Genomic DNA, 20,405 nt, shown 5'->3' with positions numbered 1-20,405 from the left:
TCCTTGCGAAGGGGCGGTCCGGCATGTCAGGCCGGGCCACCTGGAACGAGCGGGCGGCGAAGCCTCATGACACACCCCAACGCGCCGGAAACCGCCGAGGATGCGGCGAAGGACGCCGGGCGCACCGGATTCTCGCCCCGCAGCCTCGCCGCGCAGGCGATGGGCGGGGTCGACCCGGTGACGCGGGCGGTCGTGGCGCCGCTCCACGTCTCGACGACCTTCCTGCGCGATCCCGACAACGGCTACAGCTCGGGCTTCTCCTACGCCCGCCCCGACAACGCCACGGTGCGCGAGGCGGAGGCCGTCCTCGCCATGCTGGAGGGGGCGCAGGCCGGCGCCATGCTGTTCGGCTCCGGCATGGCGGCGGCGACCGCGATCTTTGGGGCGCTGGAGCCCGGCGATCACGTGGTCGCGCCCCGCGTCATGTACTGGGCGCTGCGGCGCTGGCTGCGGGAGGAGCTGCCGCGCCGATCGATCGGCGTCGACTTCGCCGATTCCACCGATCTCGAGGCCCTGACGGCGGCGATCCGCCCCGGCCGGACCCGCCTCGTCTGGATCGAGACGCCGGGCAACCCCCTCTGGACGGTGACGGACATCGCCGCCGCGGCCGAGGCCGCCCACGCGGCGGGGGCGGTGCTCGCCGTCGACTCGACCGCGGCGAGCCCGGTCCACACCCGGCCGCTGGCGCTCGGCGCCGACCTCGTGATGCACTCGGCCACCAAGATCCTGAACGGGCACTCGGACGTGGTGGCCGGCGTCGTCGCCGGCGCCCGCGACGACGCGCTCTGGCGGCGGATCGCGGCGATCCGGGCCGGGGGCGGGGCCATCCTCGGGCCGTTCGAGGCCTACCTGCTGATGCGCTCCCTGCGCACGCTCCACCTGCGGGCGGCGGCGCAATCGGCCGGCGCCCTGGCGCTCGCCGAGAGGCTCTCCGGGCACGGCCACGTCGCCGAGGTGCTCTATCCCGGCCTGCCCTCCCACCCCGGCCATGCGATCGCGAGGCGCCAGATGGAGGGCGGCTTCGGCGGCATGCTCTCGATCCGCGTGACGGGAGGCGAGGCCGGCGCCGTCGCCGCCGCCGCGCGGGTGCGACTGTGGAAGCGGGCGACCTCCCTCGGGGGCGTCGAGAGCCTCATCGAGCACCGGGCCTCGATCGAGGGCGAGGGCTCGCCCTGCCCGCCGGACCTGCTGCGGCTCTCGACCGGCATCGAGTCCGTGGATGACCTGTTCTCCGATCTCGACGCGGCGCTGCGGGGCGCGCATGGCTGACCACGCGCGAAAAATTCGCGGCCGGGCGTGCCCTCCCGCCGCGATCCGCGTTGTGCCGGTGAGATTTCGCCGGGCGGATGTCCCGGCCGCTCAGCACGGAGCCGGATCATGACGGGCACGCCACGCCTTCCCCTCGCCCTCGCTCTCGCCGGGCTCTGCCTCTCCGCCGCGACCGCGCGGGCGGACGGGCCGCCGAAGCTCGACATCGAGAAGACCTGCAAGAGCGCCACCGCCGCCAATCTCGGCGTCAGCGACCAGACGAGCCGCGATGGCTGCCTGCGCTCGGAGCGGGACGCCAGGGCCGAGGCGCAGCGGCGCTGGGGCGACTACACGGCGCCCGCCAAGGCGCAGTGCGCCAGGCAGTTCGAGGCCGGGGGCTACCCGTCCTACGTCGAGATGGTGACCTGCCTGGAGCTCGCCAGCGGCACCGTGCCGACCCAGCCCTCCGGCGCGGGCGCGACGGGGCCGGGCAGCCCGAAGGACGGGTCCAAGTCCACCGAGGGCACGCCGAGTGCGCTGACCAAGGAGCCGTCGCCGAACCAGCGCACCAACCCGATCGAGGTGCTCGACAAGAAGTAGGCGCGGTCCGCCTAGCCGGCGCGGGGCGCCGCGACCGGAGCCAGCCGCCCCTGGGCGAGCTCGGCGAGCTCGGGAGCCTGCGCGGTGTCGTCGGCGGTGAGGAACAGGCCGTGGGCGCGGGCCCGGCGGCCGAGATCGGCCCGGCTCGTGAGCACGCTCTGGGCCGGGCTCGTCAGCAGCGCGAAGGCCAGCGGCGCCATCCACAGGGCGAGCCAAGGATCGCCCGCGAAGACGAGGCCGACCGCCAGCACCGCGCCGACGATCAGCGCGTCGGCCTGGAGGCGGATCGCCTCCCGCCAGGGCACTTGGCGATCGTCGCGGACCTGCACGTCCCAGCGCACCACCCGGCCGAAGAAGGTCGAGATGACGGCGCCGGCCGTGAACAAGGTCATCACCGGCCAGAGAATCACCCAGACGAGCTGCTCCAGCGCCGCGCTCTTCAGGAGCGAGGCGGTCCCGCCGAAGGCCGCCCGCCGTTCCGGCGAGACAAGCACGTGCCCGAGGCTCAGGAGCTTCGGCAGGGCGAGCACCGCGACGGTGAGGGCGGCGAGCGCCAGGGCGGCCGGGCCGTGGCCGGTGAGCCCGTAGCCGAGGAGGCCGAGCTCGCCGGTCCGCGCCGCGAGCAGGGTGCCGGCGGCGAGGAAGGCGATCCAGGCCGGCAGCACGCAGTACGACAGGATGCCGACGAGGAGATGCCAGCGGCTGGCGGGCAGGAGCCCGGCCATCGGCAGCACCCTGAGGTGCTGGAGGTTGCCCTGGCACCAGCGGCGCTCGCGGCCCAGCAGGTCGACGAGGTTCGTCGGCATCTCCTCCCAGGTGCCGCCCATCTCTGGCAGCAGCCGCACCTCCCAGCCGGAGCGGCGCAGGAAGGCGCCCTCGACGATGTCGTGGCAGAGGATCTCGCCGCCGAGCGGGGCGCGCCCCGGCAGCACGGGAAGCTGCGCGTTCTGCGCGAAGGCATCGACCCGGATGATGGCGTTGTGGCCCCAGTAGGAGCCGTCCGGCCCCTGCCAGGTCTCCAGGCAGCGCAGCGCCAGCGGCGCGTAGAGGCGCACGGCGAACTGCTGGATGCGGGCGAACAGGGTGTCGCGGCCGGCGGCGTAGGAGACGGTCTGGATCAGCCCGACGCGGGGGCTCTCCTCCATCAGCCGCACGAGGCGGCGCATCGCGGCGCCGGTCATCAGGCTGTCGGCGTCGAGCACGATCATGAAGTCGTACTCGGCGCCGTAGGTGGCGCAGAACTCGGCGATGTTGCCGGCCTTACGGCCGGTGTTCTCCTGCCGGCGGCGGTAGCGGATGCGCGGGATGCCGGGGCCGGCGGTGCGCCGCCACGCCTCGAACCGGGCGAACTCGTGCTCCTCCACCGCGGCGATCGTGCCGTCGCGGGTGTCGGAGAGGACGAACAGGTCGATGTCGTCGCCGCGCCGGTCCTCGCGGGCCAGCGAGCGGGCCATGACGCGCAGCGCCGCGAACACCGCCACCGCGTCCTCGGCGTGGATCGCCACCACCGCCGCCGTGCGGCTGAGGCCCGAGGCGCGGGTCGGCACGCTCGAGGAGCGGCGCTCCAGCACCGAGAGGGCGCGGTCGCCGAGGAGCGTGGCGATCAGGCCGTAGACGTACTGCCAGGCGACGAAGGACTGCCAGGCCATCACCAGGCAGAACAGCGCCAGCACGCTGCCCGCGAGCCAGCCCCGCGGCGGTTCGTAGGCCGAGAAGGCCAGCGCCGCGATCAGCCCGCCCGTGGCGAGGGTCGGCACCGCGAGCGCCAGCCGCCGCCAGAGCAGGGCCCAGCGGCCGCCCCGCTGCCAGGCCTCGAGGCCGGAGGGACGAGTGGACGGCGCCTCGGCCGGGATCTCGAGAGCCGGCGCCTCGGGCAGGAGCGGGGAGCTGGACATGGAGCCTTGGGCCTCGGGGCGAACGCGGGACTTGAGGCGTCGGGGACGCGACATGGAAAGCGTCGGGGACGCGACTTGGAACCTGGAACCGGGACCGGTACGAACCGTGGGCGACAGGACCGACGCGGGCGGGGGAGACGAGCGGATGACGGGATCGACCGGGGACGGGACGTGTCGGGACGGCCGGAGCACGGCCGCCGCATCCACCCCCCTGAACTCCCACGGGCCGGTCCCGGAGACCGATCCTCCCTCGCGCCGCGCCGTTCTGCGGACGGCTCTCACCGCTGCGGCGGGGACGCTTCTGCCTAGCGCCATCGACCTGAATGCCGCCCGAACGATGGCCGCGGGCTCCGCCGAGGCGATCGCGGCCCGCGGCGAGGCCGGTCCGATGACCTTCGAGGCGCTGACCTCCCTGGCGGAAGGGCTCGGGGCCGCCCCCTACGCCCCGGCGCCGGACGACCTGCCCGCCGACCTCGCCCGCCTCGACTACGACGCCTACCGGATGATCCGCTTCCGCAAGGACGCGGCCCCGAAGCTCGGGCGGCATTACTCTGTGCAGCTCTTCCACCGGGGCTTCCTGCAGAGGAAGCGCGTCGACCTGTTCCTCCAGCCCCGCGACGGCGCCCCGCGCCGCCTCGGCTACGCCTCGGGGCAGTTCGATCTCGGCAAGCCGCTGGAGGGCAAGAGCTTTCCGCCGGAGCTCGGCTTCGCCGGCTTTCGCCTGCACTACGCCTTCGAGCGGGGGCGGCCGGATTTCCAGGAGGAGTTCTTGGTCTTCCTCGGCGCCTCCTACTTCCGCGTCCGCGGCCGCACGCAAGAGTACGGGCTGTCGGCCCGCGGCATCGCTGTCGGCACCGGCCTCCCGGCGCCGGAAGAATTTCCGGACTTCACCGCCCACTGGATCTGCGAGCCCGACGAGTCGGAGAAGAGCCTCACGATCCTCTCGCTCCTCGACGGGCCGAGCCTGTCGGGCGCCTACCGATTCGTGGTCGAGCCCGGCGACACCACCCGCATCACGGTCACGGCAGCGCTCTTTCCCCGCAAGCGCATCGAGCGCCTCGGCCTCGCGCCGCTCACGAGCATGTTCCAGTACGGCCAGAACGGGCCCGGCGTGCGCGGCGCGCAGCCCTTCGACGACTTCCGCCCCGAGGTCCACGATTCCGACGGCCTCGTCGTGGCGACGCCGGGAGAGCGCCTGTGGCGGCCCCTTGTGAACGAGCGCAAGGCCACGCAGGTCTCGAGCTTCTCCGCCGATCCGCTCACCGGCTTCGGCCTCCTGCAGCGCCAGCGCGACTTCATGGCCTATCTCGACGTGCAGGCCCGCCACGAGGCGCGGCCGGGGCTCTATGTCGAGCCGGTGCCGGGTCGGGCCGGCAATGCCGGGTTCGGGCCGGGCGCCGTGCAGCTCCTGGAGATCCCGTCGCGGGAGGAGTGGGTCGACAACATCGTCGCCTCCTTCGTGCCCAAGGACGCGATCGAGCCGGGCCGGCGGCTGGCGCTCGACTACACGCTGACGACGGTCGGCGAGGAGCCGGCGCCGGGCCTCTCGGGCGAGCTCGCCCGCGTGGTCTCGGCCCGCTCAGGCTCCGCCGAGCGCCTGCGGCCCCTGCACCCGCCGCAGCCGAACCGGCGCTTCTACGCAATCGACTTCGCCGGCGCCCGCCTGCCGCGCAACGCCGACGCGGCGGTCACCGCAGTGGTCTCGGCGAGCACCGGGCAGATGGTCGAGCCCATCGTCGAGGTGGTGCCGCAGATCGGCGGCTGGCGGCTCTACGTGGAGTGGCGGCCGCCGAAGACCTTACCGCCGGGCGATGTGGTGCTGCGCGCCCATCTCGTCCTCGACCGCCGCCCCGTCAGCGAGACCTGGGACGCGGTGGCGGACTGACGCTCAGACCGGCGCGTCCCGCGCCAGGCGCTTGCGCAGGCGCGCGGCGCCGTGGGCCTCGGCGAGGCAGAGCCGGGCGGCGTGGATCGGGGCGTGCTCCCGCTCCCGGCGGACCTGCGCGATGGTATGCAGCGCCGCCGCGACGGAACTTTGGAGATGGCCCTCAGTGATGTGGGCGTCGGCTGTCGGCATGGCGTCTGCCTCGCGCGTGGGTTCCTGAACCCCGCGACGCTAGGGATCGGGCAAGGCCACGGTTGGGCCGGCCGGGGGCAGCACGGTGTCAGCTTGGCCGTGAAGGTCCGAGCCCGGTCACGACCACCGGCGGCGGGGCCACCCGCCCTTGGGCTGCCTTGCGCCGGCCGCGATGCGCTGCCACAGGGGCCGCCTCGAACGCCCTCGAAGGAGACGGGAATGGCGCAGGGACCCGTACGGAACGACGACCCCGCCTCCGGCGCGGCCACCGGTGCCGCGACCGCCAAGCCCGCCGGCTCCCGCCGAGGCCTGTTCCTGCCCTACATCCTGCTGGCCGCCCTCGCCCTGGTCTGGACGGTCGCCTGGTTCATGATCCGCGCCCGCGCCGAGCGGGAGATCGACGGCTGGCTCGCCGCGGAGGCGACGGCCGGACGGCAATGGACCTGCGCCGACCGCTCGCTCACCGGCTTCCCGTTCCGCCTGGAGCTGCGCTGCGCGAGCCTCGCCTTCGCCCGCTCGGACGGGCGCTTCAGCCTCGGGCCGGTGACGGCGCTGGTGCAGGTCTACGCCCCGCGCCACGCCATCTTCGAGATCGGCGGCCCCTTCAAGGTCCAACAGGGGGAGCTCACCGCCGACGCGACCTGGGACAAGCTCGAGGGCAGCTTCCACGGCGCCTCGGGCGGCTTCAGCCGCGTCTCTCTGGTCGCCGACAGGCCTCGCGGCAGCGTCACCGGCGCGGCGCCGGAGCCCGTCACCTTCTCCGTCCGCCATCTGGAGACCCACGCGAGGCCGACGCCCGGCCGCTTCGAGACGGACGGCGCCGTGGACGTGAACCTCTCGGCCAAGGAGGTCGCGCTGCCCCTGATCGACGCGCTCGCCGGGAGCGGCGCACCGGCCGATCTCGCTCTCGATGCCACGATCAACCGCGCGGCGAGCCTGCGCACCGGCCGCCTCGATCAGGAGCTGGAGCGCTGGCGTCAGGCCGGGGGCAGCCTCGACGTGGCGCTTCTCTCCGTCGTGAAGGGCGACAGCCGCCTCCAGGCCCGCGGCAGCCTCGGGCTCGACGAGGCCCACCGCCTGATGGGCAAGCTCGACCTGCGCACCGCCGGGCTCGAATCCCTGGTGACCCAGGTGGTCGGCCGGCAGCTCGGCGCCGACAAGGGCGCGCTCATCGGCGGCCTCGTCGGGAAGCTCCTGGGCAACAAGAGTTTCGGCGCGCCGGCGGAGGATGCCGCCCCGCAGGCGGGCGGCACGCCGCTGAAGGCGCTGCCGCCCCTCAAGTTCGCGGAAGGGCGCATGACGCTCGGCCCCTTCGTGGTGCCGAACGTGGCGCTGACGCCGCTCTACTGAGCGGCGCTCACGCCTCCCGCGTCTCGTCCTCGAACAGGCCGGTCGGCAGGCCGTCCAGGCTGGTCGCGTTCTTCTGCCGCCGGTAGGCGTCGAGCTCCGCGTCGGTCTTCGAGGCCGCCCAGTTGGCGAGCCCCGGCCGCGGACCGCGGAACTCGAAAAACGGCACCCCGTAGCCGCAGGAAGTCTGCACGAGATCGAAGTCGAGGCGCACGATCTGCCTCGCGCCGCGGGGCTCGACCCCGCCGAAGGCCTCCGCCAGCAGCGCCGCGTAGGCCGCGCCGCCCCGCACCAGCACCTGCCCCCGCCCGTAGAGCCGCAGGATCACCGGCGCCCCCTCGAAGGCGCAGACCATCAGGGTGAGGCGCCCGTCGGCCTTGAGATGCGCGGCGGTCTCGTTGCCGCTGCCCGTCAGGTCGAGATAGGCGACGGCGTTCGGCGAGAGGATGCGCAGCGCCTCCGTGCCTCGGGGCGACAGGTTCACGCGCGCACCCGGCGCGGCGGACGCCACGAAGAACACGTGCTGCCGCTCGATGATGCCGGTCAGGCGCGCGTCGAGCGCCGGGAACTGCTTGGCCATCCGATCCTCCGGACGAAGGCTTAAGCCTCCCGCCCGGTCCCGTCGAGGAACCGCGCGACGAGGAGCCGCCCGAGCCGCTCCGGCGGCTCCGGGGTCAGCACCGCGAGCTTGCCGGAGGCGGAAAGCGAGGCGAGCCCGTGCAGGCTCGCCCAGAGGGCGGCGACCGCCCGCTGGCGCTCCTCGGCATCCGGGATCAGGGGCCCGAGCGCCGCGTCGACGAGCCCCGTCGTCCCCGCGAGCGCCGCCTCGTACCAGTCGGGGAAGGCCGCGCCGGGCGGCAGGGCGTGCTCGGACACGAGCCCCCACAGGCGCGGCTCGCGGGCGACGAAGGCGAGATAGGCCTCGGCCATGGCGAGGGCCGCCTCGCGGGGGTCGCGATGCAAGGCGAGCGCCGCGGAGAGCGCGTCGTGCAGGCGCTCGAGGGTGCGGGCGTTGACCCGCAGCACCACCTGATCGAGATCGCCCACCGCGTGATAGATCGAGTTCGGCGCGTAGCCGATCGCCGCCGCGAGGCGCCGCATCCCCAGGCCCCGCAGGCCCTCGACGCGGGCGATCGCCTCCGCCGCCGCGACCACCCGTCCGACGAAGGCCTCCCGGTCCAGCTCGCCCCGCGGTCCGGCGCCGCGGCGCCGCGTGTCGGCCTTCGGCCTCGCCGCTCCCGTCATGCCGCGCCCTCCCCCGCTGAAACCCGGTGCGCGGCCGCACCCGGCGAACCCGCGGTTTTGCACGATGTGCAAGAGCGGTCTTGCGGGCGAGCACGATGGCCGTCAACTATTTGCACGACGTTCAAATCGCCGCGTGCCCTCGCGGGTCGCGATTTGACGCGCTTCCGAGCGGCGGGCAGTGATGCCCGCCAGACCGGACCGGGGCAGCCGGGGAGACGACGATGTTCCGATCATTGATGGGCGCGCGCCGCTTCGCGCCGCTGTTCTGGTGCCAGTTCTTCTCGGCCTTCAACGACAACTTCCTGAAGAACGCGCTCGCCTTCCTGATCCTCTACCGGGTCGCGACGGAGGGCGCTGCCGATCCCGGCGTCCTCGTGACGCTGGCGAGCGCCGTCTTCATCGGCCCGTTCTTCATCCTCTCCGGCCTCGGCGGAGAGCTCGCCGACCGCTACGACAAGGCGCTGATCGCGCGGCGCCTGAAGTTCGCGGAGATCTTCGCCGCCGGCATCGCCATGCTCGGCTTCGTGCTCCATTCCGTGCCGGTGCTGTTCGTGGCGCTCGGCCTCTTCGGGGTGATCGCGGCGCTGTTCGGCCCGATCAAGTACGGCATCCTGCCCGACCACCTGAAGCGGGAGGAGCTGCCCGCCGGCAACGCGCTGGTCGAGGGCGCGACCTTCCTCGCGATCCTGCTGGGCACCATCACCGCGGGCCTCGCCTCGGCGGCGGGGGGCACCGGGGGCGCCTTCGCGGCGCTGGTGATGGTCTTCGCGGTGCTCTGCTGGCTCTCCGCGCGGATGATCCCCCGCACCGGCGAGGGCGATCCGGGCCTCCGGGTCGACCCGAACGTCGCCCGCTCCACCGCCGCGCTGCTGCGCGACATCTGGGCGGACACGCGGCTGTGGCGCGGCTCGGTGATCGTGAGCTGGTTCTGGCTCGTCGGCGTCGTGGTGCTGTCGCTGCTGCCGGTGCTGGTGAAGAGCGCGCTCAACGGCACCGAGACCGTGGTGACGCTGCTGCTCGCGGTGTTCTCGGTCGGCATCGCGCTCGGCTCGGGGCTGGCCTCCTGGCTGTCGAGCGGACGCATCGTGCTGCTGCCGACCCCGGTCGGCGCGGTGCTGATGGGCCTGTTCGGCCTCGACCTCGCCCGCGTGGTCGCCGGCCTGCCGCCGGCCTCCGGCGAGGCCGTCGGCGCGATGGCCTTCATCGCGAGCGGCACGGGCCTGCACGTCGCCATCGACTTCCTCGGCCTCGCGGTGGCGGGCGGCCTCTACATCGTGCCTTCCTTCGCCGCCGTGCAGGCCTGGACGGACAAGGCCAAGCGCGCCCGGGTGATCGGCGCGGTCAACGTGCTCACCGCCGCCTTCATGGTCGCAGGCACGGTGAGCCTCGCCGTTCTCCAGGGCGCCGGCCTCTCGACGGCGGCGCTCATCGCCGGGATCTCGATCCTCAACCTGCTGGCGGCGGGCATCATCCTCGCCGTGCTGCCGACGAGCCCCTTCCGCGACTTCCTCTCGATCCTGTTCCGGGCCTTCTACCGCCTGGAGGTCCGGGGCATCGAGAACCTCGAGAAGGCCGGGCCGAACGCCATCGTGGCCTTGAACCACGTCTCCTTCCTCGACGCGCCGCTCGCCCTCTCGCTCCTGGAGCAGGAGCCGGTCTTCGCCATCGACCACACCATCGCCAAGGCCTGGTGGGTGAAGCCCTTCCTGAAGATCACCAAGGCGATGCCCCTCGATCCGACGCGGCCGCTCGCCACCCGCACCCTCATCAACGCCGTGAAGGCGGGCGAGACGCTCATCATCTTCCCCGAGGGGCGGCTCACCGTCACCGGCAGCCTCATGAAGGTCTATGACGGCGCCGGCCTCATCGCCGACAAGTCCGGCGCGCCGGTGGTGCCCGTGCGCATCGAGGGCCTGGAGCAGACCGCCTTCTCGCGTCTCTCCCGCCGGCAGGTCCGCCGCCGCTGGTGGCCGAAGGTGGTCGTGACGATCCTCGAGCCCGTCCGCCCCGAGGTCGACCCGGGCCTGAAGGGCAAGGCCCGCCGCCAGGCGGCGGGTGCGGCCCTCTACGGCATCATGTCGGACCTCGTGTTCCGCACCATGCCGATCGACCGGGGCGTGATGGACGCCCTGATCGAGGCGGGCGACCGCCACGGCTGGAGCCGCACGGCCGTGGAGGACCCGGTGACGGGTTCGCTGAGCTACTCCCGCCTCGTGACGGGCGCCACGGTGCTCGGGCGCAAGCTGATGCGCTTCGCCCCCGAGGGCCGCCCCGTCGGCGTGATGCTGCCGAACGCCAACGGCGCCGCCGCAACCTTCTTCGCGCTGGCCTCCGCGGGCCGCGTGCCGGCGATGATCAATTTCTCCGCCGGGCCCGCCAACATCCTCTCCGCCTGCAAGGCTGCAGAGGTGAGGACCGTGCTCACCTCCCGCGCCTTCATCGAGAAGGGGCGGCTCGGGTCCCTCATCGAGGCGATCGAGGGCGAGGTCGAGCTCGTCTACCTGGAGGACATTCGCGCCGAGATCACCCTCGCCGACAAGTTGCGCGGGCTCCTCGGCGCTCGCCGGCCCCTGGTGGAGCGCAAGGGCGACGACCCGGCCGCGATCCTGTTCACGTCGGGCTCGGAGGGCACGCCGAAGGGCGTGGTGCTGGCCAACCGCAACCTCCTCGCCAACGTCGCCCAGGCGGCCGCCCGCATCGATTTCGGGCGCACCGACAAGGTCTTCAACGCGCTGCCCGTGTTCCACGCCTTCGGGCTGACGGTCGGCCTCGTGCTGCCGCTGGTCTCCGGCGTGCCGGTCTACCTCTACCCCTCGCCGCTGCACTACCGGATCGTGCCGGAGCTGATCTACGGCTCGAACGCGACGATCCTGTTCGGCACCGACACCTTCCTCACCGGATACGCGCGGGCGGCGCATCCCTACGACCTGCGCTCGATCCGCTACGTGCTGGCCGGCGCCGAGGCGGTCAAGGAATCCACGCGCCGCGCCTTCTCGGAAAAATTCGGGCTGCGCATCTTGGAGGGCTACGGCGTCACCGAGTGCGGGCCGGTGGTCGCCCTCAACACGCCGATGTTCAACCGCTTCGGTACCGTCGGCCGGCTGATGCCGGGGCTGGAGCATCGCCTGGAGCCGGTCCCCGGCATCGAGGAGGGCGGGCGCCTCTCCGTGAAGGGCCCGAACGTCATGCTCGGGTATCTCCGCGCCGAGAAGCCCGGCGTGCTGGAGCCGCCGCCGGAGGGCTGGCACGACACCGGCGACATCGTCACCCTCGATCCCCTCGGCTTCGTGACGATCAAGGGCCGGGCCAAGCGCTTCGCCAAGGTCGCGGGCGAGATGGTCTCGCTCGCCGCGATCGAGGCGCTCGCCGCCGATCTCTGGCCCGACGCGCCGAGCGCCGCAGCGGCCGTGCCCGACCCCCGCAAGGGCGAGCGCCTGATCCTGTTCACGGAGAAGAAGGGCGCCACGCGGGCCGACTACCAGGGCTTCGCCCGCGGGCGCGGCGCCACCGAGATCGCCATCCCCGCCGAGGTCGTCGTCCTCGACAAGCTGCCGATGCTCGGCACCGGCAAGGTCGATCAGGTCTCCGTCAACAAGCTCGCCCGCGAGCGGGCCGAGGCCTCGGCCCCCGCCGCGGCCTGAAGATTGATATCCCCGTGCGTCGCCGCACGGGGATATTGCGGACATGCAGTATTCAAGGGCTCTCTGCGGCCGGCGACTCGCTCTTGCCGGCCGGACCATGGGGGTGGACCTTGAGACGATTGGCTCTTCTCTGCGCGGCGCTCTTCGCCGTGTCTCCCGCGCTCGCGCAGCAGCGGGCGCCCGCGAAACCCGCGCCGGCTCCGCCGCCGCTCAAGGCCGGCGCCATCCCGCCGGGCGACGCGCCGGGCGCCAGGGACGCGGCGGTGCTGCCCCGCTACGCCGACGGCATCCTGCTCGAGAGCAAGGCGGCGGCCTTCGACGAGATCGCGCTGCCGAACGCGGCCCTGGAGCGGCGCGGCGACAAGGTCGACGCCCACAACAACGACATCTACCTGCCGCCGGCGCCGCTCACGGTCGAGGGGCGGGTGACGCGCATGAGCTACCTGCTGCCGGAAGGGCGCTCGGCGCTCGAGGTGGTGCGCGGCTACCAGCAGGTCGTGAAGGAGGGAGGCGGCAGCGTCCTCTACGAGTGCAGCCGCGACGAGTGCGGCGGCTCGGCCGTGAACTCCGCCCGCTCCGGCGGTAGCAAGACCGGTCTCCTCCACATGCTCTACCCCTACGACATGGTCGCCGGGCCCTGGACCGAATGCGTCCTCCAGGAAGGCCGCTCGGGTCAGCGCTACACCCTGCTCGATCTCGGCAAGGGCGCCGGCAAGGCGGCGGTGCTGGTCTGGAACGTCGGCGACGTCAGCGCCGGCTCGAACTGTCACGCCTGGGTCGGCCGGCTCGTCGCCCTCGTCGTCACCGTGGAGATGGCGGTCCGCGAGCAGCGCATGGAGACGGTCAAGGCGGCGGCCGTGGCCCAAGGGCTCGACCGGGACGGCCGCGTCGCGCTCTACTCCATCCTGTTCGACACGGCCAAGGCCGAGATCAAGCCGGAGAGCCAGCCCCAGCTCACCGAGCTTGCCGGCTACCTGAAGGGCGCGCCGGGGGTGCGCGCCCTCATCGTCGGCCATACCGACAACCAGGGCGCGCTCGACTATAACATCGACCTCTCCCGCCGCCGGGCGGACGCGGTGGTGAAGGCGCTTGCCGCTCAAGGCGTTCAGGCCGGGCGCCTCGTGCCTCAGGGCGTCGGCATGGCCTCGCCGCTCGCCACCAACGAGACCGACGACGGACGGGCGAAGAACCGCCGGGTGGAACTCGTCAAGCAGTAGGCGAGGCTCGGCCCCGGTTCAGGCCGGGGCCCGCCCTGTCAATCCGTCCGGCAGGACGCCGGACGGGGACCTGATCCATCGCAGGAAGGTCCCGTAGGGGCGGCCGCAGGCCAGCATGATCGCCACGTGCGGTTCATCGGCGGTCTCTCAGCAACCCGGTCCCGGCCTCACCGTCCCGACCGTTCCCGCCGGTGAGACGGAAGGGCAACGGGTAGGGGTGAGAAGGGTTCGGGGACGGCCGGTCGGAAGACGCGGGCCTTGCCGGGAAACACGCGTCGCTCAGTACTCCCAGAAGAGGCGCTGCAGCTCGCGCGTGTCGCGTGTCTTCGTCAGGGCGACCGCGGTCAGGATCTTGGCCTTCTGCGGGTTGAGGTCGTGGGCGACCACCCAGTCGTAGGTGTCGTCGGGCTGCTCGGCGTTGCGCAGCACGATGCCGTCGCCGACGCGGGACGCGCGCACGATCAGCGTGCCCTTCGCGCGGATGTCCTTCAGGGTGTCGACGAGGTAGCCGGCGACCGAGCCGTTGCCGGTGCCCGCGTGCACGATCGCCCCGGCGCCGGCCTCGACCGCGGCCCGGTAGGCGCCGGGATACATGGTGCCGGAGCCGTAGACGATCGCCACCAGCGGCAGAGCGTCGATCGCCTCGATATCGAACTCCGAGGTGGTCCCGTGGCGCTTCACCGACGAGCGGAAGAAGTACGTCTTCCCCTCCACCACCATGCCGAGAGGGCCCCACTGGCTCGCGAAGGCGCTCGGCACGACGTTGACCCGCTTCGTCACGTCGCGGCCGGCGTGGATCTGGTCGTTCATCGTCACCAGCACGCCCTTGCCGGCGGCCTCCCGGCTCGCGGCGACGGTGACCGCGTCGAGGAGGTTCAGGGGGCCGTCCGCCGAGAGGGCGGTGGCGGGGCGCATGGAGCCGACCACCACGATCGGCTTGTCGCTGCGCACCGTGAGATCGAGGAAGAAGGCCGTCTCCTCCAGGGTGTCGGTGCCGTGGGTGACGACCACGCCGTCGACGTCGTCCCGCTTGAGCAGGACGGAGACGCGCTTGCCCAGCGTCACGAGGTCGGCGTCGGTGAGGCTCTCCGAGGCGATCTGGAAGACCTGCTCGCCGCGCACCTCGGCGACGTTGCCGAGGGCGGGCACGGCGGCGATGAGCTTGTCCACCGGCACCTTGGCGGCTTGGTAGGTGGCGCTGTTGGCCGCGTCCGCGCCCGCCCCGGCGATGGTGCCGCCGGTGGCCAGGATCACCACCCGCGGTTTGCGCTGCACCTGCGCCTCGACCGCTCCGGCCTCCGGCATCTCGCGGGCGAGGACCGGACTGCCGAAGACCGGGCCGCCGAGGGCGAGCATCGCGAGGATCGGGGCGAGGACGGCGCGTCGGACGCGGAGGAGTGCCTGCATCGGAGACCTTTCGGAGTCGGCGCGGCGGATCGTAGGCCACGCCGATCCGCAGGCAAGAACGGCGCCCGGCCGGGCGAAAGCGGGGGACGGCCAGCCTCAGCGCAGCGCCGCGATCGCCTCGGCCAGGGCGTCGACCTCCGCCTCGCCATGCGCGGCGGAGAAGGCGACCCGCAGGCGCGCCGTACCGGCGGGCACGGTCGGCGGCCGGATCGCCACGACGAGGAAGCCTCGCGCCTCGAGCGCGGCGGAGAGCGCCAGCGCGTCCTCCGCCGTGCCGACGAGGATCGGCACCACGGCGCTCTCCGCCTCCGGCAGTCCGAGCCGGGCGGTGAAGCGCTGGGCGAGCCGGAGCGGCCGGGCGGCGCGCTCGGGCTCGGCCTCCAGGATCGTCAGCGCTTCGAGGGCGGCGGCCGCCGAGGCCGGCGGCAGGCCGGTGGTGTAGACGAAGCTCCGTGCCCGGCTCGTCAGCAGGTCGATCACCGCCCGGCTGGCGCAGAGATAGCCGCCGTAGGAGCCGAGGCTCTTCGAGAGCGTGCCCATCTCCAGGGGCGCCCGCTCGCCGGGCTCGACGACGCCGAGGCCGTGGGCGTCGTCGACGAGGGTCCAGGCGTCGTAGCGCTCGGCGAGGGCCAGGATCTCGGGGACCGACCCGCGGTCGCCGTCCATGCTGAACACCCGCTCGGTGAGGATCATCGCCCGCTCGCGGCCCGTCCGGTTCTGCTCGAGGAGCGCCTCCAGGGCCGCGACGTCGTTGTGCGGGAAGCGCAGCACGGCCGCCGCCGACATCCGCGCCCCCGCCCAGAGGCAGGAATGGGCCAGCGCATCGACGAGCACGAGGTCGCGGGGCCCCACCAGCGCCGGGGTGATGCCGAGATTGGCGAGGTAGCCGCTGCCGAAGACGAGCGCCGCCTCCTTGCCCTTGTGCCGGGCGAGCCGCGCCTCCAGCGCCGGCAGCAGCGGGTGGTTGCCCGTCACGAGCCGCGAGCCGCCGGCCCCGGCCCCGTAGCGGGCGGCGGCCTCTCGAGCCGCCGCGACGACGCGGGGGTCGCGGGCGAGCCCGAGATAGTCGTTGCAGGAGAAGGAGACGAGGGCGCGTCCCTCGCGCTCCGCCTCGGCCCCCGGTCCCCGCACGGTGACGGCGAGCCGGCGGCGGAGCGCGGCGGCGTCGAGATCGGCGAGCTTGGCCTGCGCGAAACGTTCGAGGGAGGCGGACATCGGCCGTGTGAAGGCGGCGAGGCCGGGAAGAGTCAAGGTCTCTCCGGGCGGCTCTGGCCCCGGCGGCGGCGGCGAAATCGTCGTTCGCCCGCGGCGCGTCGCGCGGTAGAGGCAGGCCTCGGCACGGCTTGGAGCGGGGCGGGATCAGCGGGATGTCAGGCGTATCGGACGAGCCCGGCCGCAGATCGCCCTCGTTGCCATCCGGACGCGCCCGGCGATGGTGGCCGCGCATGCAGGTGCCCGCCACCTTCTTCGGCATGGTGCTCGGTCTCGGCGGCCTCGGCAACGGCTGGCGCACCGCCGCCCGGCTCGGGCTGGCGCCGGGCGTCGTCGGGGAAGCGCTCGCCCTCGCCAGCGTGCTCGTCTGGGCGGCCTGGCTCGGCTTCTACGCCCTGCGCTGGTTCCACGACCGCGACCGTGTGCTCGCGGAGGCCCGCGACCCGACCGGGGCCTTCTTCGCCTCCCTCGTCCCCACCGCCACGATGATCGCCGCCATCGCGCTGGCGCCCCACTGGCCCGCCCCGGCCTGGGCCATGGCGCTGGCGGGCCTCGCGGGGGGCACGCTGTTCGCCGCCTGGGGGATCGGCAGCCTCTGGATGGGCGGGCGCGCGCCCGAGGCGACGACGCCGATCCTCTACATGCCCACCGTCGGCGGGGGCTTCGTGGCGGCGATGACCTGCGCCGCCTTCGGCATGAAGGACCTGGGCCTGCTGTTCTTCGGAGCCGGCCTCCTGTCCTGGCTGACCATGGAATCGGTCGTCGTCCACCGCCTGATCCTGCGGACGCTCCCGGTGAGCCTGCGCGCCTCCCTCGGCCTGCATCTCGCGCCGCCCGCCGTGGCCTGCGTCGCCTATCTGGCCGTCACGGACGGGCCGCCGGACCGGCTCGCGCAGATCCTGTTCGGCTACGCGCTGCTCCACGCGCTGGTCACCCTGCGGATGGTGCCCTGGCTGCGCGAGCAGCCCTTCGCGCCGGGGGCCTGGGCCTACACCTTCGGCGTCTCGGCGCTGCCGCTGGCGGCCCTTCGCCTGACGGAGCGGGGGCTCGACGGGCCGAGCGCGGCGCTCGCGCTGCCGCTCTTCGCGGCGGCCAATCTCATCATCGGCTGGATCGCCCTCCGGACGCTCGCCCTTCTGGTCCGGGGCCGGCTCGTCTCCGGCTGACGCCGCAGGGACCCGGAGGCCGCGGCGGCGAACCGAAGGCGGATGGCGCGCGTTGCCCGCCGACCGCGCTCCGGGACCCGACGATGCCCCTTCGAACCCTCTCCGCCCTCGCCCTCGCCTCCCTGCCGCTCGTCGCGGCGGCGCCGGCCCTCGCGGGGCCCGCGCAATCCTATCAGTACGAGGAGCGGCAGATGCGCTCGGCCTGCCGGCCGCCGCTCAAGTTCGCGGCCGGCGCCTGCGTCCGCCGCTGCCCGCCGGGCTATCAGGACCAGGGACGCACCTGCCGCTTCCGCTCGATGCGCTGGTAGCGGGCGGTTTGACTCGAGGGCGCCCTGCGCCCATCCCGCCGGGATGACGCGCGCGTCCCATCATCTCTGGCGGCCCTACACCCAGATGAGGACCGCCGACCCGCCGCTGGAGGCGGTGCGGACCCACGGCTCGCGGATCGTCCTCGCCGACGGGCGCGAGCTGATCGACGGCATCGCCTCCTGGTGGACGGCGGTGCACGGCTACAACCATCCCCACATCGCGGAAGCCCTCTCGGGCCAGCTCGCAACGATGCCGCACGTGATGTTCGGCGGGCTCACCCACGCCCCGGCCGAGCGGCTGGCGGCGCGGCTGGCGGCGCTGCTGCCGGGCACGCTCGACCACGTGTTCTTCACGGATTCCGGCTCGGTCGCCGTCGAGGTCGCCCTCAAGATGGCGGTGCAGCTCTGGCTGAACCGGGGCGTTACGGGCCGCACGCGGGTGCTCGCCTTCCGTGGCGGCTACCACGGCGACACGATGGGCGCGATGTCGGCCTGCGACCCGGAGGAGGGCATGCACCGCCGCTTCGGCGCCTACCTGCCGGCCCAGGTCTTCTGCGACCTGCCACGCAGAGCCGCGGAGACCGACGCTCTCGACGCGACGCTGGCGCGCCACCGCGAGGAGCTCGCGGCGGTGATCGTCGAGCCCCTGGTGCAGGGGGCGGGCGGCATGCTCATGCACGAACCCGAGACGCTCGCCACCGTGGCGCGCCTCGCCCGGCGCCACGGGCTGCCGCTGATTCTGGACGAGATCTTCACCGGCTTCGGGCGTACCGGTACCCTGTTCGCCTGCGAGCAGGCGGGAATCGTGCCCGACATCCTCTGCCTGTCGAAGGCGCTCACCGGCGGCACCCTGGCGCTGGCGGCGACCGTCGCGAGCCGGGAGGTGTTCGAAGCCTTCCTCTCCGACGATCCCGCCGCGGCGCTGATGCATGGGCCGACCTTCATGGCGAACCCGCTCGCCTGCGCCGCAGCGAACGCCAGCCTCGACCTGTTCGAGACCGAGCCGAGGCTCGCGCAGGCCCGCGCCATCGAGGCCCGGCTGCGGGAGGGGCTCGCGTCCCTCGCCGGCCGGCCCGGCATCGCCGGAGTGCGCTGCCTCGGGGCCATCGGCGCGGTGGAGTTCGAGGCTCCGCCCGATCTCGCCGGGCTCAAGCGGCGGCTGGTGGAGCGGGGCGTCTGGGTGCGCCCCTTCGGCCGCATCCTCTACCTGACGCCGGCGCTGAGCGTCCCGGAGGCGGACCTCGCGCGGCTGATCGAGGAGACGGTCCGCGCCGCCGCCGAGGCGATGAACCGCGCCTGAACGCCGCCTGCAACCCGGGCTTGCTCTCGACGTTGGGCTCACGACAGCCACGCCGCCAGAGTCTGAGGGGACACAAGAACGTGACGCGCGAGCCGACGAGCCCCGACACCACGCCCGCTGCCGCCGACCTCACCGAGGGTCAGGCCAGCGAGATGGACCGCCCCGTCATCCTTCTCGTCGAGGACGAGGCCCTGACGATCATGGACCTCGGCGACGTTCTGGAGAACGGCGGCTACGAGACCGTGCAATGCGCCTCCGCCGAGCGGGCGCTGAGCATCCTGCAGACGCGGCCGGAGATCTGCGGCCTCGTCACCGACGTGGAACTCTCGGGCCGCGCCAACGGCTTCGAGCTCGCCAACTCCGTGGCGGAGGCCCGGCCCGAGCTGCCGATCCTGATCGTGTCCGGCCGGGCGGCGCCCGATCCGGAGCGGATGCCGCCGGGCGCCCGCTTCGTCTCCCGCCCCTGCTCCGGCGAGGACATCCTCGAGATCCTGCGGGAGCTGATGCGCCGCTGAGGCGCGGGCATTTTTGCCGGCTGTCATCGCCGCGTCACGCGAAGGCGGCACTGCCCTCGATCCGAGCCCGCCTCCCTACGGAGGCGGGTCTTCGGCGCTCCCCATCGCAAGGGTGCGGAACGCTTGGCAGGGATCGGCCAGGGAGTGCACCATGTCGTCCTCGCAGAACGAGCCGGCGCTGCTGTCGGCGGGTGACGAACGGGGCGGCGTGGTGAGCGGCGGACTTGGCGGCGACTCGCAGATCAAGCTCAAGCGGGGCCGCGACGGCGCGGGCATGAAGAGCAAGGCCAAGCGCCTGCGCCCGCCGGGCTCGAAGAGCGTCGGCTGGGCCCTGGTGCAGGCCGCCCGCCTCCATCGCGCCCGCATCGGCGACCGGCTCGGGGCGCTCGGCCTCTTCGCCGGCCAGGAGCAGGTGGTGCAGGCGCTGGCGGCCGCCGGCACCATGACCATGGGCGACCTCGCCGCGACCCTGCGGGTGCGCCCGCCCACCGCCTCGAAGACCATCACCCGCCTCTCGGCGCTCGGCATGGTCGAGCGCCACACCGAGGCCGGGGACGGGCGCCTCGTGCGAGTGCGCCTGACCGAGACGGGGCTCGCCAAGGCCGAGGCGATCGAGCGCATCTGGGACGACGTCGAGGCCGAGCTTCTCGAAGGCTTCGACAACCGCGAGCGGCGGCGCCTGCGCAAGCTGCTTCGCCGCTCGGCCGCCAACCTCGCCGAGGCTGCCGGCATCGAGGGCCACGAGCCCGAGCCCGATCTCGACGGGCGCGACGACGACGCCGACGACGCGCCGGCCCTGGAGCAGACGCTCTAGCCGGGGCCCGCAAGCGCGCGGCTGCTCGGGAGGCGGCCGGGGCCGGGCCCGGCCGCCCGGTTCGCTCAGCGGGCGTGCCGGTGATGGCGATGGTGCCGGCGGTGGTGGTAGCCGCGGCGCGAACGCAGGTCGGTGCGGTAGGCGCGCCGGCCGGGATCGATGCCCAGCGCCCCGTTGACGGTGCCGACGCCGGCACCGACGGCACCGCCGATGACGCCGCCGACCGGGCCGCCCACGCGGTCGCCCTCGGCCGCACCGCGGCGGGCGCCGCCCACGAGGCCCTGCGCGTCGGCGGGCACGGAGACGGTGAGCGCCGAGAGCGCGAGGCCCGCGGCGAGCAGGAACTTCTTCATGGCGGGAACTCCTGATTCTTGGTTGCGCGACCCTCCGTCGTCGTGCCGTCGCGTCGCCGG

18 protein-coding genes are annotated in these 20,405 nt (G+C 73.5%); 11 read left to right on the top strand and 7 right to left on the bottom strand.

Annotation, left to right across the window (positions count from 1 at the left end; translation table 11 throughout):
• Positions 1 to 66 precede the first annotated feature (66 nt).
• Entirely contained in the window at positions 67 to 1,269 is a 1,203-nt protein-coding gene (locus MFF04_RS02470; RefSeq protein WP_238273904.1) for a trans-sulfuration enzyme family protein, read from the top strand.
• Between the two features lie 108 nt (positions 1,270 to 1,377).
• Entirely contained in the window at positions 1,378 to 1,848 is a 471-nt protein-coding gene (locus MFF04_RS02465; protein ID WP_238273903.1) for a hypothetical protein, read from the top strand.
• 11 nt (positions 1,849 to 1,859) lie between these two features.
• On the opposite strand, the gene mdoH is transcribed toward MFF04_RS02465, so the two are convergent.
• Positions 1,860 to 3,743, bottom strand: coding sequence for a glucans biosynthesis glucosyltransferase MdoH (gene mdoH / locus MFF04_RS02460; protein WP_238273902.1), 1,884 nt, complete (start codon positions 3,741 to 3,743; stop codon positions 1,860 to 1,862).
• 388 nt (positions 3,744 to 4,131) lie between these two features.
• Here mdoH and MFF04_RS02455 point away from each other — a divergent pair, with 388 nt between their 5' ends.
• Positions 4,132 to 5,628, top strand: a complete 1,497-nt coding sequence (locus tag MFF04_RS02455) for an OpgD/OpgG family glucan biosynthesis protein (protein WP_238273928.1) — start codon at positions 4,132 to 4,134, stop codon at positions 5,626 to 5,628.
• Positions 5,629 to 5,631: 3 nt separating this feature from the next.
• Here MFF04_RS02455 and MFF04_RS02450 read toward each other — a convergent pair whose 3' ends face one another.
• Positions 5,632 to 5,820 (bottom strand): hypothetical protein, encoded by a 189-nt coding sequence (locus tag MFF04_RS02450; protein ID WP_238273901.1) that lies wholly within the window; start codon positions 5,818 to 5,820, stop codon positions 5,632 to 5,634.
• Positions 5,821 to 6,039: 219 nt separating this feature from the next.
• Here MFF04_RS02450 and MFF04_RS02445 point away from each other — a divergent pair, with 219 nt between their 5' ends.
• A complete protein-coding gene (locus MFF04_RS02445; RefSeq protein WP_238273900.1) occupies positions 6,040 to 7,170 on the top strand; it encodes a DUF2125 domain-containing protein in 1,131 nt (376 codons plus the stop codon).
• Between the two features lie 7 nt (positions 7,171 to 7,177).
• On the opposite strand, the gene MFF04_RS02440 is transcribed toward MFF04_RS02445, so the two are convergent.
• Together MFF04_RS02440 and MFF04_RS02435 are read right to left on the bottom strand one after the other, a co-directional pair.
• The gene (locus tag MFF04_RS02440; RefSeq protein WP_238273899.1) at positions 7,178 to 7,747 is read right to left on the bottom strand and encodes a pyridoxamine 5'-phosphate oxidase family protein; all 570 of its coding nucleotides are present in this window, start codon (positions 7,745 to 7,747) and stop codon (positions 7,178 to 7,180) included.
• 20 nt (positions 7,748 to 7,767) lie between these two features.
• Entirely contained in the window at positions 7,768 to 8,412 is a 645-nt protein-coding gene (locus tag MFF04_RS02435; protein WP_238273898.1) for a TetR/AcrR family transcriptional regulator, read from the bottom strand.
• Positions 8,413 to 8,633: 221 nt separating this feature from the next.
• Between MFF04_RS02435 and MFF04_RS02430 the strand changes: the two genes are divergently transcribed.
• Both MFF04_RS02430 and MFF04_RS02425 read left to right on the top strand, forming a co-directional pair.
• Entirely contained in the window at positions 8,634 to 12,053 is a 3,420-nt protein-coding gene (locus tag MFF04_RS02430) for an acyl-[ACP]--phospholipid O-acyltransferase (protein ID WP_238273897.1), read from the top strand.
• 119 nt (positions 12,054 to 12,172) lie between these two features.
• Positions 12,173 to 13,270, top strand: a complete 1,098-nt coding sequence (locus MFF04_RS02425; RefSeq protein WP_238273896.1) for an OmpA family protein — start codon at positions 12,173 to 12,175, stop codon at positions 13,268 to 13,270.
• 279 nt (positions 13,271 to 13,549) lie between these two features.
• Here MFF04_RS02425 and MFF04_RS02420 read toward each other — a convergent pair whose 3' ends face one another.
• Both MFF04_RS02420 and MFF04_RS02415 read right to left on the bottom strand, forming a co-directional pair.
• On the bottom strand, positions 13,550 to 14,677 hold the full coding sequence (locus MFF04_RS02420) for an asparaginase (protein ID WP_373319939.1): 1,128 nt from the start codon (positions 14,675 to 14,677) through the stop codon (positions 13,550 to 13,552).
• Between the two features lie 96 nt (positions 14,678 to 14,773).
• The gene (locus MFF04_RS02415; protein ID WP_238273926.1) at positions 14,774 to 15,892 is read right to left on the bottom strand and encodes an aminotransferase class I/II-fold pyridoxal phosphate-dependent enzyme; all 1,119 of its coding nucleotides are present in this window, start codon (positions 15,890 to 15,892) and stop codon (positions 14,774 to 14,776) included.
• Between the two features lie 230 nt (positions 15,893 to 16,122).
• Here MFF04_RS02415 and MFF04_RS02410 point away from each other — a divergent pair, with 230 nt between their 5' ends.
• The 5 genes from MFF04_RS02410 (at position 16,123) to MFF04_RS02390 (ending at position 19,992) form a co-directional block, all read left to right on the top strand.
• Positions 16,123 to 17,055, top strand: a complete 933-nt coding sequence (locus MFF04_RS02410) for an SLAC1 family transporter (protein ID WP_283206339.1) — start codon at positions 16,123 to 16,125, stop codon at positions 17,053 to 17,055.
• An 83-nt stretch (positions 17,056 to 17,138) separates the two neighbouring features.
• Positions 17,139 to 17,363 (top strand): hypothetical protein, encoded by a 225-nt coding sequence (locus MFF04_RS02405; RefSeq protein ID WP_238273895.1) that lies wholly within the window; start codon positions 17,139 to 17,141, stop codon positions 17,361 to 17,363.
• A gap of 43 nt (positions 17,364 to 17,406) precedes the next feature.
• Positions 17,407 to 18,663 (top strand): adenosylmethionine--8-amino-7-oxononanoate transaminase, encoded by a 1,257-nt coding sequence (locus tag MFF04_RS02400; RefSeq protein ID WP_238273894.1) that lies wholly within the window; start codon positions 17,407 to 17,409, stop codon positions 18,661 to 18,663.
• Positions 18,664 to 18,815: 152 nt separating this feature from the next.
• Positions 18,816 to 19,178 (top strand): response regulator, encoded by a 363-nt coding sequence (locus MFF04_RS02395; protein ID WP_238273924.1) that lies wholly within the window; start codon positions 18,816 to 18,818, stop codon positions 19,176 to 19,178.
• 181 nt (positions 19,179 to 19,359) lie between these two features.
• Positions 19,360 to 19,992, top strand: coding sequence for a MarR family winged helix-turn-helix transcriptional regulator (locus tag MFF04_RS02390; RefSeq protein WP_373319940.1), 633 nt, complete (start codon positions 19,360 to 19,362; stop codon positions 19,990 to 19,992).
• Between the two features lie 65 nt (positions 19,993 to 20,057).
• Here the strand turns inward: MFF04_RS02390 and MFF04_RS02385 are convergent, their stop codons facing one another.
• A complete protein-coding gene (locus MFF04_RS02385; RefSeq protein ID WP_238273893.1) occupies positions 20,058 to 20,345 on the bottom strand; it encodes a hypothetical protein in 288 nt (95 codons plus the stop codon).
• Positions 20,346 to 20,405: the final 60 nt, after the last annotated feature.

Source organism: Methylobacterium jeotgali (assembly GCF_022179345.1).
In the GTDB taxonomy this organism is placed as follows: Bacteria; Pseudomonadota; Alphaproteobacteria; order Rhizobiales; family Beijerinckiaceae; genus Methylobacterium; species Methylobacterium jeotgali.
This window is presented reverse-complemented; position numbering and strand designations above follow the sequence as displayed.

Bases quoted from the DNA above. Each gene is read 5' to 3' on its own strand.
- MFF04_RS02385 (WP_238273893.1), bottom strand. From the start codon at position 20,345: ATGAAGAAGTTCCTGCTCGCCGCGGGCCTCGCGCTCTCGGCGCTCACC.
- MFF04_RS02410 (WP_283206339.1), top strand. From the start codon at position 16,123: ATGCAGGTGCCCGCCACCTTCTTCGGCATGGTGCTCGGTCTCGGCGGC.
- MFF04_RS02455 (WP_238273928.1), top strand. From the start codon at position 4,132: ATGACCTTCGAGGCGCTGACCTCCCTGGCGGAAGGGCTCGGGGCCGCC.
- MFF04_RS02415 (WP_238273926.1), bottom strand. From the start codon at position 15,892: ATGTCCGCCTCCCTCGAACGTTTCGCGCAGGCCAAGCTCGCCGATCTC.
- MFF04_RS02435 (WP_238273898.1), bottom strand. From the start codon at position 8,412: ATGACGGGAGCGGCGAGGCCGAAGGCCGACACGCGGCGCCGCGGCGCC.
- MFF04_RS02430 (WP_238273897.1), top strand. From the start codon at position 8,634: ATGTTCCGATCATTGATGGGCGCGCGCCGCTTCGCGCCGCTGTTCTGG.
- MFF04_RS02395 (WP_238273924.1), top strand. From the start codon at position 18,816: ATGGACCGCCCCGTCATCCTTCTCGTCGAGGACGAGGCCCTGACGATC.
- MFF04_RS02445 (WP_238273900.1), top strand. From the start codon at position 6,040: ATGGCGCAGGGACCCGTACGGAACGACGACCCCGCCTCCGGCGCGGCC.
- mdoH (WP_238273902.1), bottom strand. From the start codon at position 3,743: ATGTCCAGCTCCCCGCTCCTGCCCGAGGCGCCGGCTCTCGAGATCCCG.
- MFF04_RS02405 (WP_238273895.1), top strand. From the start codon at position 17,139: ATGCCCCTTCGAACCCTCTCCGCCCTCGCCCTCGCCTCCCTGCCGCTC.
- MFF04_RS02420 (WP_373319939.1), bottom strand. From the start codon at position 14,677: ATGCAGGCACTCCTCCGCGTCCGACGCGCCGTCCTCGCCCCGATCCTC.
- MFF04_RS02465 (WP_238273903.1), top strand. From the start codon at position 1,378: ATGACGGGCACGCCACGCCTTCCCCTCGCCCTCGCTCTCGCCGGGCTC.
- MFF04_RS02450 (WP_238273901.1), bottom strand. From the start codon at position 5,820: ATGCCGACAGCCGACGCCCACATCACTGAGGGCCATCTCCAAAGTTCC.
- MFF04_RS02400 (WP_238273894.1), top strand. From the start codon at position 17,407: ATGACGCGCGCGTCCCATCATCTCTGGCGGCCCTACACCCAGATGAGG.
- MFF04_RS02440 (WP_238273899.1), bottom strand. From the start codon at position 7,747: ATGGCCAAGCAGTTCCCGGCGCTCGACGCGCGCCTGACCGGCATCATC.
- MFF04_RS02470 (WP_238273904.1), top strand. From the start codon at position 67: ATGACACACCCCAACGCGCCGGAAACCGCCGAGGATGCGGCGAAGGAC.